The organism is Bradyrhizobium sp. SUTN9-2 (assembly GCF_003122645.1).
GTDB classification, from domain to species: Bacteria; Pseudomonadota; Alphaproteobacteria; order Rhizobiales; family Xanthobacteraceae; genus Bradyrhizobium; species Bradyrhizobium yuanmingense.
Map to the genome: position 1 here is coordinate 1,987,284 of NZ_LAXE01000001.1, position 12,729 is coordinate 2,000,012.

A 12,729-nucleotide genomic window follows, 5' to 3' on the forward strand; every position below is an offset into this window, starting at 1 on the left:
TCTTTCCTGCAGCCAAATGCGTCGCCGGTAACCCCGCATTAACCATCGGCGGGCTCTGGTATGTGCGGACAGGCGTGCCCGGAGCCCGACGTCAAGGCCTGGGGTCGAGGCCCCTTAGTTTTGACATCTTGGCGGGGAATGCAGGCGGCCGGCTTTTGACGAGCCTTTGGACGAGCCCTGCACCCCAGAAAGACAAGGCTTTGAGCGGGCTTGCCCGCCGCGCGGGTCCAGCGCGGCTGTTGGGGAACACCGGCCGCGATTTGCTGGCCGAAGGACATTAGGTAACGATCGCCTTGAGAGGATACTGCTTATGAATCCGGCCGAATTGGCTCAGTCGGCCCTTCCGGTTGCTGCCTCCGCCGACGTGTCGCTGATCGCGCTGTTCTGGCAGGCTCACTGGATCGTGAAAGCGGTGATGCTGGGGCTTCTGGCCTGCTCGGTCTGGGTCTGGGCGATCGCTATCGACAAGATCTTTCTCTACGCGCGCACCCGCCGCTCGATGGACCGGTTCGAGCAGGCGTTCTGGTCCGGCGAGTCGATCGAGGAGCTCTATCGCACGCTGTCGGCCAAGCCGACGCATTCCATGGCGGCCTGCTTCGTGGCGGCGATGCGCGAGTGGAAGCGCTCGTTCGAGAGCCATGCCCGCTCGGTCGCAGGGCTTCAGATGCGCATCGACAAGGTGATGAACGTCTCGATTGCGCGCGAGGTCGAGCGGCTGGAACGGCGCCTTCTGGTGCTGGCGACCGTCGGCTCCGCCGGCCCCTTCGTCGGCCTGTTCGGCACGGTCTGGGGCATCATGTCGAGCTTCCAGTCGATCGCGGCCTCGAAAAATACCTCTCTGGCGGTGGTCGCCCCCGGTATCGCCGAGGCGCTGTTTGCGACCGCCGTCGGCCTTATCGCCGCCATTCCTGCCACTATTTTCTACAATAAGTTCACCTCCGAGGTGAACCGGCAGGCCCAGCGGCTCGAGGGCTTTGCTGATGAATTTTCAGCCATTCTGTCTCGTCAGATCGACGAGCGGGGCTGACGGACGGCATGTATAGTGTGAAGGGCAATCTGGGCACGCGATCATGGCCATGAACGTTGCGAGTTCGTCCGGCGGCGGCGGGCGCCGCGGCCGGCGCAAGCCGGTCGTGGCCGAGATCAACGTCACGCCGATGGTCGACGTCATGCTGGTGCTGCTCATCATCTTCATGGTGTCGGCACCGATGTTGACGGTCGGCGTCCCGCTCGACCTGCCCCAGACCAGTGCCAAGAGCCTCGAAAACAACGACCAGAAGCCGATCCAGATGTCGGTCGACATCAAGGGCAAGGTGTTCATCAACGACACCGAGATTGCGCTGAACGAGCTGATCCCGAAGCTGAAGGCGATCACCGATGCGCGCGGCGGCCTCGAGGAACGCATCTATCTGCGCGCCGACAAGAAGGCGGATTACGGCACCGTGGCCAAGGTGATGGGCCAGCTCTCGGGCGCCGGATTCAAGAAGCTGGCGCTCGTCACGGAAGCGGATCAGGGGTCTTGAGGCCGTGAAGGTGAACGTCGACAAGACACTCGTTGCGTCGATTGCCCTGCATGTCCTCGTGCTGGGATGGGGGCTCGTCACCTTCAGCAGCAAGGCCTACATCGCTACGCAGGAATCGCTTCCGATCGACATCATCTCCTCCGATCAGCTCGCCAAGATGATGGCGGGGCAGAAGACCGGCAAGAAGGAGGAGCTGAAGCCCAAGGTCGAGAAGATCGCGGAGCCCAAGCCCGAGGAAGACGCCGTCGGCAAGGTCACCGAGAAGAAAGAGCTGATCAAGACCAACTCCCAGCCGGAGCCGCCGCCGAAGCCGGTCGAGAAGCCGGTGGAGAAGAAGCCGGAGCCGCCGAAGCCCGTCGCCGAGGCCAAGCCGAAGGAAGAGCCGAAGCCGCAGGAAAAGAAGCCTGATCCGGCCAAGGAAGATCCGATCGCCGAGCTGCAGAAGAAGATGGAGACCAAGAAGCCGCCGCCCAAGCCCGTGGAGCAGAAGGTCGCGGCGGTGCAGCCGCAGCAGCAGCCCAAGCCCAAGGAGCGCACCTTCGATCCCGCGCAGATCCAGCGCGACCTCGACAAGCGCGCCGCGACCCGGCACGAGCAGACCGGCTCGGCGTTGAATGCATCAGCCTCGCTGGGCACAGCGACAGGGACGGCCGCCAACAACGTCGCGACTTGGCAGGGAGCTTTCGTCGCTGCCGTCAAGCACTGCTTCAATTTCCCTTACGATGCTCAGGACAGGGATCAGTTTACGGCCGACATAGATATTCAGATGCGCCCCGACGGAACGCTCGCGTCAGCGCCTGTGATTGTCGCGGTTCGAGGACCGTCTCGGGCAATTGCAAATGCGATGGCGGAGAGTGCCAAGCGTGCGATCCAACAGTGTCAGGCCTACACGTTCTTGCCCAAAGCTCAGTATGACACTTGGAAAACGATTGCGCTGACTTTCGATATGAAAGATCAGCAGTAGATGAGACATGAATTAACTCAGGTGAACAAGATGCCATTTCTGACGCGACGTGGATTCATCGCGGCCGCGGGATCGTCAGTCACCCTGCTGGCCGGAGGCGCCGCGACAGCGCAGGGGCGACTTCAAGTCAGTCCCGGCGGATTTCAGCCCATCTCGATCGCGATCAGCAACTTCGTGCCCGGCTCGCCCTCCGACAGCGACGTCGCTAACGGTGTCACGCAGGTCATCACCAACAACCTGAAGCGCTCGGGCCTGTTCGCGCCGATCGACCAGGCCGCCTTCATTGAGCGCATCAGCAACATCGACGTCGCGCCGCAATTCGAGAACTGGAAGACCATCAACGCGCAGGCTCTGGTCACCGGCCGCATGACGCGGCAGCCGGACGGCCGCCTGAAGGCCGAATTCCGCCTGTGGGACGTCCTCTCCGGCCAGCAGCTCACCGGCCAGCAATATTTCACCTCGCCGGAATATTGGCGCCGCATCGCGCACATCATCTCCGATCAGATCTATGAGAAATTGACCGGCGAGAAGGGCTATTTCGACAGCCGCGTCGTGTTCGTGGACGAGACCGGGCCGAAGGAGCGCCGCGTCAAGCGGCTCGCGATCATGGATCAGGACGGCGCCAATGTGCGCTATCTGACCCGCGGCTCCGATCTCGTGCTGACCCCGCGCTTCTCGCCGAACTCGCAAGAGATCACCTACATGGAGTTCGGCCAGGGCGATCCGAAGGTCTATCTCTACAACATCGAGACCGGCCAGCGCGAGATCGTCGGCAACTTCCCCGGCATGACCTTCGCGCCGCGCTTCTCGCCGGACGGCCAGCGCGTCATCATGAGCCTGCAGCAGGGCGGCAATTCCAACCTGTTCGTGATGGATCTGCGCTCGCGCTCGACCACGCGTCTCACCGACACGCCGGCGATCGACACCTCGCCGTCCTATTCGCCCGATGGCAGCCGCATCTGCTTCGAGTCCGATCGTGGCGGCAGGTCGCAGATCTACGTGATGAGTGCGGGCGGCGGACAGGCGCAGCGCATCTCCTTCTCCAAGGATGACACCAACGCCAGCTATTCGACGCCGGTGTGGTCGCCGAAGGGCGACTACATCGCCTTCACCCGGCAGGGCGGCGGGCAGTTCGCGATCGGCGTCATGAAGCCCGACGGCTCGGGCGAGCGGCTGCTCACCTCCGGCTTTCACAACGAAGGCCCGACCTTCTCGCCGAACGGCCGCGTGCTGATGTTCTTCCGCGATCCCGGCGGCAATGGCGGGCCGTCGCTGTACTCGGTCGACATCTCCGGCCGCAACGAATTGAAGGTGCCGACGCCGGGTTTTGCCTCGGACCCGGCATGGTCGCCGCTGTTGTCCTCGACCTCGGGCTGACAACGGCGCAGTTGAAACATCGCGCGTTCAGACGCGCGATGTTTTCGAAAAACCGCGCCGATTTTTTCCGAGTTTGCCGTGAACGGCAACACTTCCTTCACCTTGCGCCCGGCAAGGCTTGCCTACCTGCTTGATATTCCAGCGAAAATCATTTCGCTATTGCCGAAAAACAACCCGACTTTAACGATGTTCCCTCAGAAAAGCTTCATCTCGGCTGGGTAAGACTACGCGCTGAACAGGACGCGCGTACAAACCAAAATGCAGTTCGCAAGCCAGAGCGGAGAGCAGGGGCAGCCGCCGCCGGTCAATCCGGCGGCGCAGATCGATTCGCTCTTTGAAGCGCCCGGACCGCTGCTGGCCGGTCTAATCTTCGTGTCGATCGGTGCTGCGCTGACTGCGCTGAAGACAGGTGAGCCCCTGATTTGGGCGTGCGTGGCGCTGCTCGTCTTGGCCGGAACGGTGCGGGCGATCGATTTGCGTCGCTATCAGGGACGCAGGTCGAGCGTGACCGCCGAGGCGGCCAAACGCTGGCAGGCGCGGTATCAGATCGGCGCGAAGATCCAGGCCGCGGCGATCGGCATCTGGTGCGGCACGACTCTGCTCGCCACCGACGACGCGGTCGCGCATATGATTGCCCTGTCAGTCACGACAGGCATTGCCGCAGGGGGAGCGGGAAGGGCGTACGGACGACCGTCGATCTTCCATCTGCAGGCGCTGCTCATTTTCGCCCCGGCGGTGTTGGCATTGGCGTGGCGCGGCACGCCCTACTACATCGCGATGGCCGTTGTGAGCGCGGCCTTCCTGCTGGCGATCATGCAGCTCTCGGTCAACTTGCACCGGATCTTCATGGGCGCCGTGGTGGCGCGCGAACGCGAAGCCGCACTTGCGGGCCAGTTCGATACCGCCCTCAACAACATGCCGCACGGTCTTTGCATGTTCCATCGCGATGGCCAGCTCGCGGTGATGAATCACCGCTTCGCGGCGATGATGAACCTGCCCGACCATCTGCCTCGGAGCGGCGCCAGTGCGCGCGATATCATCGCGGCGTGCGTGCAGGCAAGATCCATCTCGAGCGCGGACGGCGAGCATATCGTCGCCGGCATCGAAAGTTCGCGGGAGAAGGAGATCATCACCGCCGAGGCGAACCTGGAGCGAAATCGGTCGCTGTGCTGGACCGTTCAGCCGATGGCGGACGGAGGGGCGGTGCTGCTGCTCGAGGACATCACCGAGCGGCGCAACGCCGAGGCCAAGATCACCCATCTTGCGCGATACGACGACCTGACGGCGTTGCCGAACAGGGTCAACTTCCGCGACCAGATCGAGCACCTGCTGGCTGTCTCCCACGATGCGGCGCAGCTCTCCGCGCTGCTGTTCATCGACCTCGACCAGTTCAAGCAGGTCAACGACACGCTGGGCCATCCCTGCGGCGACCAGCTCCTGTGCGCCGTCGCCAACCGCCTGCGCGAGATGCTGCGCCCCGAGGATTTCGTCGCCCGGTTCGGCGGCGACGAGTTCGTCGTGTTCCAGCAGAACCTCACGTCGCCCGAGGATGCCGCGGCACTCGCCCGCCGCATCGTCGAGCGGTTGAGCGAGCGGTACCGCATCGACAATCATCTGGTCGAGATCGGCGCCAGCGTCGGCATCGCGCTGACCTCGCCGGAGGGCACCAGCGCCGACACGCTGCTCAAGAACGCCGACATGGCGCTGTACCGCGCCAAAGCCGACGGCCGCGGCACCTATTGTTTCTTCCGCGACGAGATGGCCGCGACCGTCGAGGCGCGCCGTATCCTCGAGCTCGACCTGCGCAAGGCGCTCGCCAACGAGGAGTTCGAGCTGTTCTTCCAGCCGCTGGTCAATCTGAGGTCCGGCAAGATCACCACCTGCGAAGCGCTGCTGCGCTGGAATCATCCGGTGCGCGGCACGGTCTCGCCGGTCGACATCATCCCGGTCGCCGAGGACATGGGCCTGATCGTCGATCTCGGCCGCTGGATCCTGCGCCGCGCCTGCATGGAATGCATGAAGTGGCCGGAGGGTGTCAGCGTCGCCGTTAATTTCTCGCCGCAACAATTCCACCAGCGCGACGTCCTGAGCGAAATCCGCTACGCGCTCGAAGTGTCGGGCCTGCCGGCGCATCGTCTGGAGATCGAGATCACCGAGTCCTCGCTGCTGCGCAACACCCAGCTCACCCACGACATCCTGTCGCAATTGCATGCGCTCGGCGTGCGCATCTCGCTCGACGATTTCGGCACCGGCTATTCCAGCCTCAGCTACCTGCACAATTTCCCGATGCAGAAGGTGAAGATCGATCGCTCCTTCCTCGAAGGCATCGATTCCGACCGGCCGCTGACGCTGCTGCGCGGTGTCGCGCGGCTGTCCGCCGACCTCGGCATGGCCGTCGTGGTCGAAGGCATCGAGACCAACGAGCAGCTCGAGCTGATCAGCGCCGACGGCACCGTGACCGAAGGGCAGGGCTACCTGTTCAGCCGGCCCGTACCGGCGGTGCGGATCCGGCAATTGCTCAACGCCTCGCATGGTCGTCGCGTGCCCGACGACCAGCTCGCCCTTGTGTCGTCGCGATAGGCCCGATCCCTTCCCGGCAGCTCCACTCTCGCAATCGGCTCCCGTGTGCACCGTAGTCTTGCGGGCTCGCAAAGGTTAACCCTAACGATTCTATAGCTTTGCAATTCCGTTAAGGAACCATTAAGGTCTGGCTACTCGTGGAAGTTGCTTGGAGTCAGAGGTTGCAGATGAAGTCCGGAGCCGAACCGAACACGGCGCTCCTTCCACGAGGCGCCGCGTTGTTTGACCGCATCGATTATCGGCTCATCGAAACGCCCGAGGACAAGGACAACCTGTATCTGATGCGCTACCGCGCCTATCTGCAGGCCGGTCTGATCGAGCCATCACCTTCGCTGCGCGTCAGCGATCGTTTCGACGAAACGCCCAACACCTGGAATTTCGGGGTCTATGTTGACGGAGAGCTTTGCAGCTCCGTCCGCATCCATCTGCTGACGTCGGAATGGCGGATGTCCTATACCACCGAGGTGTTCGGCGACATCCTGCATCCCCGCCTCGATCGCGGCGAGGTTTTTGTCGATCCATGCCGGCTCGTTGCAGATCCCGACAAGCACCACCGTTTTCCCGAGCTGCCCTATTTGACCGTCCGCCTCGCCTTTGTCGCGTGCGATCATTTCAACGCCGACACCGGCCTTGCCATGATCCGGACCGATCATCAGGCGTTCTACCGCCGCATCTTCCTGCACGAGACCATTTCGCCGGAGCCGCGGGGCTTTCCGGGCTGGCCCACCAAGAAGGCGGTCCTGATGGCCACCGACGTCCGGCGGCAGCGGGACAAGGTGCTGGCGCGCTTTCCGATCATGCGCTCCAGCGCGTTCGAGCGGCGCATGCTGTTTGAACGCAGCATCCCCCGGCAGGCCGCCACGCGGCCGATTCTGCTCACCACGCCGCGGACCTTGGACGTGGCCTCTCAAGCGCTCGGTTCGGTCTAGGCGGGCGCTCCCCGGTCATTTCGGCCCAAAATTCCAGCAAGTGCCGGCTCTTTTGCCGGCCGACGCGGCTTGCCTTCACCCTCGCGCCACATTTACAACCCATTAACCATGACGTTTGCTTTTCGCTGGTTGGGGGCATTTGACCGGCTGAGGCAAGGTTCCGTCAAGGTTGACGGAACGTTCGCTTAACCAACCCCCTGTAGACCGGACAGCAGTGGACTAACGTGAGCGTGGAGGCTCCGGAATGAGACATCCTATGCGTATCCTCCAGGGATTGAAGCTGGCCGCGGTGCTCGCCGTCGCGCTGTCGATGGGCGCCTGCGCCAACAAGAATGCCGCGACGGATGCGATGGCCAATGCGGCGACGCCCGGCAGCCAGCAGGACTTCGTCGTCAACGTCGGCGACCGCGTGTTCTTCGAAAGCGACCAGACCGATCTGACCCCGCAGGCGATCGTGACCCTGGAGAAGCAGGCGCAGTGGCTGCAGACCTATCCGCGCTACTCCTTCACCATCGAAGGTCATGCCGACGAGCGCGGCACCCGCGAATACAACATCGCGCTCGGCGCCCGCCGTGCCCAGTCGGTCCGTTCGTTCCTCGCCTCGCGCGGCATCGACCCGAACCGCATGCGCACGATCTCCTACGGCAAGGAACGGCCGGTCGCCGTCTGTAACGACATCTCCTGCTGGTCGCAGAACCGCCGCGCCGTCACTGTCCTGAACGCCAGCTCCTGACGCTCGGTCAGGTCCCCGGTGGTCAGTCAGGCCCCGTTCAGCTTTGCAATTGGATGATGCCGGCGCCCTCTCGGGCGCCGGTTTCGTTTCAGCATTCTGTGACTGAAAACCCCTTGGTATCAGTCACATTTTTGGCGTACTCCACTTCGATGTGTGGCGCGTCGAGGGTTCCGTCGCAGGCCATTTCGCTTTCGTCGTCAGGGCAAGATGTCATCCAGATTTAAGGCTTTTACCGGTACCGCGGCGACCGCCGCGCTGCTCTCTTTGTGCTCGCCCGCGCTTGCGCAATCGGTCTACGGGCAGTCGGATGATGTCGACCCTGAGATGCGGATCGAGCGGCTGGAGAACCGGCTGCGCCAGCTCACCGGCCAGAACGAGGAGCTGCAATATCGCAACCGCCAGCTCGAAGAGCGCCTGCGGGCGCTCGAGGGCGGCGCGCAAGGGGCGCCCGGGCAGGCACCCAACGTCGCGGCGATGCCGCCCGCGCAGATCGCACCCAGCCAGATTGCACCAGGTCAGGTCGCGCCCGGCTATCGCCAGCCGCCGCCGCAACAGCAAGCCGCGCAGCCGAGCTACGAGCAGCCGCAGATCGCCGCGCCCGCGCCGATCGTTCAGGAGCAGCCGGCGCCCGGCGCTCCCGGCACACGCCGCCGCGGCGATGCCTTCGACCCGAACCAGAACCCGAATGCACCCGGCGCGCCGCGCGCACTCGGCGGCGGGCAGCAGCCGATGCCGGCGGTCACGCCTGGCGGCGGCCGCAATGCGGGCGAGCCGCTCGATCTCGCCAACACCAGCCCGCGCTACCAACAAGGTGTGCCGCCGGCCGCGCAGCCCGGCTATCCGCCGGCACAATCGGGTTATCCCGCACCGGCCGGTGGCGCTGCTTTGGCCACCCTGCCGCCGTCGGCGACGCCCCGCGACGAGTTCGACCTCGGCATCGGCTACATGCAGCGCAAGGACTACGCGCTGGCCGAGCAGACCATGAAGAACTTCACGCAGAAATTTCCGAGCGACCCGCTGGTCGGCGACGCGCAATACTGGCTAGGCGAGAGCTATTTCCAGCGCCAGCAATATCGCGATTCCGCCGAAGCGTTCCTCGCCGTCACCACCAAATACGAGAAATCGGCCAAGGCGCCGGATGCGCTGCTGCGGCTCGGCCAGTCGCTCGCCGCGCTGAAGGAGAAGGAGGCCGCCTGCGCCGCCTTCGGCGAGATCGGCCGCAAATATCCCCGCGCCTCCGCCGGCGTCAAAGCCGCCGTCGATCGCGAGCAGAAGCGGGTGAAGTGCTGATCCGCTGACAAAGCGGATGGCGTTGCGCTAAACATTCGGTCAATCCGCGGATGATTGCAGCGTCATGTCAGACGACGACGATTCACCGATCTCGGCGCGCGAGGCGAGGCGGCTCTTCGCGGGCCTGAGAGATGCCCCGGCGCTGGTGCTCGCGGTCTCCGGCGGGCCCGACTCGGTTGCGCTGATGTGGCTTGCAGCGCGCTGGCAGCGCAGCCTCGCGCGAGGCCCGCAAATCACGGTCGTCACGATTGATCACGGCCTGCGCCCGGAGGCCGCCCGTGAGGCGCGCGAGGTCAAGCGGCTCGCCGCGGCGCTCGGATTGCCGCACCGGACCTTGCGCTGGCGCGGTGAAAAGCCGAAGACGGGGCTGCCTGCCGCCGCGCGCGAGGCCCGTTACCGCCTGCTCGCACAGGCCGCCCGTGCCGCCGGCGCGAGCCATGTGCTGACGGCACACACCCGCGACGACCAGGCCGAGACCCTGTTGATGCGCCTGTTCCGCGGCAGCGGACTTGCCGGACTCTCGGCCATGGCTCCATTCACCGAGCGCGACGGAATCGTGCTGGCGCGTCCGTTGCTCGACGTTCCGAAATCGCAGCTGATCGCGACCTTGCGGCGGGCGAGGATCGGCTTTGCCGAGGATCCCACCAACCGGGACACCGCCTACACACGGCCGCGGCTGCGCGCGCTGCTGCCGCTCCTCGCGGCCGAGGGCGGCGACGCCAGAAATCTGGCGCGGCTCGCGGCAAGGCTGGCGCGGGCCAATGCGGCGGTCGAGGTGCTTGCCGACGGCGCCGAGCGCTTCCTCCGCCTGCGGGATCGCGGCGATGCGCCGCAGGCGAGTGTCAGGAGCTTCGAGGCCGCGACCTTTGCCGCCCTGCCGGAGGAGGTGCGGCTGCGGCTCCTGCTGCGGGCCATCAACGCGCTCGGCCATGAAGGGCCGGCGGAACTCGGCAAGGTCGAAACCCTGATGTCGGTGCTTGATCGGGCGATCGCCGGCCCCGGCGCAGCCGCAAATGGCCGGCCGGTTCTGAAGCAGACCCTCGCGGGAGCCTTGATCAGCCTTGCCGGCGGGCGTATCCAGATCGCGCCGGCGCCGGCCCGGCGGCGCAAGGGCAGATGAGCGCGACGAGAGCGGATCATGACACCGGTCAATTCGCGTCCGTGCCGTCAGGCCACCTTAACCAGGCAGGAAAAACCCGGGTTCGGACGCCATGATTTCAGCGGGAATCGCGCTAAGATGGGATAAATAGTCCCATCTCGTTCCCTTGGCAGCGACCGGGGCGGCACCTAAATTGTATCCGTCTAACGATGAGGATTCCTTGGGATTTCCTCGCATTGACCAAATCAACTGCCCAAGGATCACGGCCGCGATCCGCGCGACCACGAAGGAAGATCGATGAACGCCAATCTGCGCAATTTCGCCCTCTGGGTCATCATTGTCTTGCTGCTGTTGGCGTTGTTCACGCTCTTCCAGAATCCGGGTCAGCGGGCCTCCTCGCAGGACATCGCCTTCTCGCAGCTGCTGAGCGAAGTTGACCGCGGCAATGTGCGCGACGTCGTGATCCAGGGGCCGGACATCCACGGCACCTTCACCAACGGCTCCAGCTTCCAGACTTACGCGCCGAACGACCCGACGCTGGTGAAGCGCCTCTATGACAGCAAGGTGCAGATCACCGCGAAGCCGCCCGGCGACAACGTGCCGTGGTTCGTCTCGCTCTTGGTCTCCTGGCTGCCCTTCATCGCGCTGATCGGCGTCTGGATTTTCCTGTCGCGGCAGATGCAGGGCGGCGCCGGCAAGGCGATGGGCTTCGGCAAGTCGCGTGCGAAGATGCTGACGGAGGCCCATGGCCGCGTCACCTTCGAAGACGTCGCCGGCGTCGACGAAGCCAAGCAGGACCTGCAGGAGATCGTCGAGTTCCTGCGCGACCCCGGCAAATTCCAGCGTCTCGGCGGCCGCATTCCGCGCGGCGTGCTGCTGGTCGGCCCTCCCGGCACCGGTAAGACCCTGATCGCGCGTGCGGTCGCGGGCGAAGCCAACGTGCCGTTCTTCACCATCTCCGGTTCCGACTTCGTCGAGATGTTCGTCGGCGTCGGCGCGAGCCGCGTCCGCGACATGTTCGAGCAGGCCAAGAAGAATGCGCCCTGCATCATCTTCATCGACGAAATCGATGCCGTCGGTCGTCACCGTGGCGCCGGTCTCGGCGGCGGCAATGACGAGCGCGAGCAGACGCTGAACCAGCTGCTGGTCGAGATGGACGGCTTCGAGGCCAACGAAGGCGTGATCCTGATCGCCGCCACCAACCGTCCCGACGTGCTCGATCCCGCGCTGCTGCGTCCGGGCCGCTTCGACCGTCAGGTCGTGGTGCCGAACCCCGACGTCGTCGGCCGCGAGCAGATCCTGAAGGTGCATGTTCGCAAGGTTCCGCTGGCGCCCGATATCAATCTCAAGACCATCGCGCGCGGCACCCCGGGCTTCTCCGGCGCCGACCTGATGAACCTCGTCAACGAGGCCGCTTTGACCGCCGCCCGCCGCAACAAGCGGATGGTGACGCAGGCCGAGTTCGAGGAGGCCAAGGACAAGGTGATGATGGGCGCCGAGCGCAAGTCGCTCGTCATGACCGAGGAAGAGAAGTTGCTCACGGCCTACCACGAGGGCGGCCACGCCATCGTCGGCCTCAACGTGCCCGCGACCGATCCGATCCACAAGGCGACCATCATCCCGCGCGGCCGTGCGCTCGGCATGGTCATGCAGCTGCCCGAGCGCGACAAGCTGTCGATGTCGCTGGAGCAGATGACCTCGCGCCTCGCCATCATGATGGGCGGCCGCGTCGCCGAAGAGCTGATCTTCGGCCGCGAGAAGGTGACCTCGGGCGCGGCGTCCGACATCGAGCAGGCCACGCGCCTGGCCCGCATGATGGTGACGCGCTGGGGCCTGTCGGAAGAGCTCGGCACCGTCTCCTATGGCGAGAACCAGGACGAGGTCTTCCTCGGCATGTCGGTGTCGCGCACGCAGAACGCCTCCGAAGCCACCGTCCAGAAGATCGATTCCGAGATCAAGCGTCTGGTCGAGGAAGGCTACAAGGAGGCGACGCGCATCCTCACCGAGAAGCGCGCCGATCTCGAGACGCTGGCCAAGGGCCTGCTCGAGTTCGAGACGCTGACCGGCGACGAGATCGTCGACCTGCTCAAGGGCAAGAAGCCGAACCGCGAGTCCGTGCTCGAGCCGACCACACCGCGCGCCTCCGCCGTGCCCCCGGCCGGCAAGCCGCGCCCGCGTCCCGATCCGGATCCCGGCCTCGAGCCGCAGCCGCAGGCGTAATTCCAAGCGGCAGC

The 12,729-nt window shown here is 64.9% G+C and carries 11 protein-coding genes; all 11 read left to right on the forward strand.

Annotated elements, in window-relative coordinates; all coding sequences use genetic code 11:
* The first annotated feature begins 310 nt into the window (after positions 1 to 310).
* On the forward strand, positions 311 to 1,027 hold the full coding sequence (tolQ, locus tag XF30_RS09380; protein ID WP_008546343.1) for a protein TolQ: 717 nt from the start codon (positions 311 to 313) through the stop codon (positions 1,025 to 1,027).
* Between the two features lie 43 nt (positions 1,028 to 1,070).
* The gene (gene tolR, locus XF30_RS09385) at positions 1,071 to 1,523 is read left to right on the forward strand and encodes a protein TolR (RefSeq protein WP_036021864.1); all 453 of its coding nucleotides are present in this window, start codon (positions 1,071 to 1,073) and stop codon (positions 1,521 to 1,523) included.
* A gap of 4 nt (positions 1,524 to 1,527) precedes the next feature.
* On the forward strand, positions 1,528 to 2,487 hold the full coding sequence (gene tolA, locus XF30_RS09390; protein ID WP_109142501.1) for a cell envelope integrity protein TolA: 960 nt from the start codon (positions 1,528 to 1,530) through the stop codon (positions 2,485 to 2,487).
* Between the two features lie 30 nt (positions 2,488 to 2,517).
* Entirely contained in the window at positions 2,518 to 3,864 is a 1,347-nt protein-coding gene (gene tolB / locus XF30_RS09395) for a Tol-Pal system beta propeller repeat protein TolB (protein ID WP_225112957.1), read from the forward strand.
* Positions 3,865 to 3,942: 78 nt separating this feature from the next.
* The gene (locus XF30_RS38000) at positions 3,943 to 4,086 is read left to right on the forward strand and encodes a hypothetical protein (RefSeq protein WP_158284337.1); all 144 of its coding nucleotides are present in this window, start codon (positions 3,943 to 3,945) and stop codon (positions 4,084 to 4,086) included.
* A 36-nt stretch (positions 4,087 to 4,122) separates the two neighbouring features.
* Complete coding sequence (locus tag XF30_RS09400) at positions 4,123 to 6,444, forward strand: putative bifunctional diguanylate cyclase/phosphodiesterase (RefSeq protein ID WP_109142502.1); 2,322 nt, start codon at positions 4,123 to 4,125, stop codon at positions 6,442 to 6,444.
* Between the two features lie 167 nt (positions 6,445 to 6,611).
* A complete protein-coding gene (locus XF30_RS09405; RefSeq protein ID WP_035998571.1) occupies positions 6,612 to 7,373 on the forward strand; it encodes an N-acyl amino acid synthase FeeM domain-containing protein in 762 nt (253 codons plus the stop codon).
* 244 nt (positions 7,374 to 7,617) lie between these two features.
* The gene (pal, locus tag XF30_RS09410; RefSeq protein ID WP_035998574.1) at positions 7,618 to 8,106 is read left to right on the forward strand and encodes a peptidoglycan-associated lipoprotein Pal; all 489 of its coding nucleotides are present in this window, start codon (positions 7,618 to 7,620) and stop codon (positions 8,104 to 8,106) included.
* Positions 8,107 to 8,313: 207 nt separating this feature from the next.
* The gene (gene ybgF / locus XF30_RS09415; RefSeq protein ID WP_109142503.1) at positions 8,314 to 9,396 is read left to right on the forward strand and encodes a tol-pal system protein YbgF; all 1,083 of its coding nucleotides are present in this window, start codon (positions 8,314 to 8,316) and stop codon (positions 9,394 to 9,396) included.
* A 64-nt stretch (positions 9,397 to 9,460) separates the two neighbouring features.
* Complete coding sequence (gene tilS, locus XF30_RS09420) at positions 9,461 to 10,516, forward strand: tRNA lysidine(34) synthetase TilS (protein WP_035998583.1); 1,056 nt, start codon at positions 9,461 to 9,463, stop codon at positions 10,514 to 10,516.
* A 276-nt stretch (positions 10,517 to 10,792) separates the two neighbouring features.
* Positions 10,793 to 12,715 (forward strand): ATP-dependent zinc metalloprotease FtsH, encoded by a 1,923-nt coding sequence (gene ftsH, locus XF30_RS09425; RefSeq protein ID WP_035998585.1) that lies wholly within the window; start codon positions 10,793 to 10,795, stop codon positions 12,713 to 12,715.
* Positions 12,716 to 12,729: the final 14 nt, after the last annotated feature.

Coding starts and splice junctions, on each gene's coding strand:
- pal (WP_035998574.1), top strand. CDS start 7,618: ATGAGACATCCTATGCGTATCCTCCAGGGATTGAAGCTGGCCGCGGTG.
- tolR (WP_036021864.1), top strand. CDS start 1,071: ATGGCCATGAACGTTGCGAGTTCGTCCGGCGGCGGCGGGCGCCGCGGC.
- XF30_RS09400 (WP_109142502.1), top strand. CDS start 4,123: ATGCAGTTCGCAAGCCAGAGCGGAGAGCAGGGGCAGCCGCCGCCGGTC.
- tolQ (WP_008546343.1), top strand. CDS start 311: ATGAATCCGGCCGAATTGGCTCAGTCGGCCCTTCCGGTTGCTGCCTCC.
- tolB (WP_225112957.1), top strand. CDS start 2,518: ATGCCATTTCTGACGCGACGTGGATTCATCGCGGCCGCGGGATCGTCA.
- ftsH (WP_035998585.1), top strand. CDS start 10,793: ATGAACGCCAATCTGCGCAATTTCGCCCTCTGGGTCATCATTGTCTTG.
- ybgF (WP_109142503.1), top strand. CDS start 8,314: ATGTCATCCAGATTTAAGGCTTTTACCGGTACCGCGGCGACCGCCGCG.
- XF30_RS09405 (WP_035998571.1), top strand. CDS start 6,612: ATGAAGTCCGGAGCCGAACCGAACACGGCGCTCCTTCCACGAGGCGCC.
- tilS (WP_035998583.1), top strand. CDS start 9,461: ATGTCAGACGACGACGATTCACCGATCTCGGCGCGCGAGGCGAGGCGG.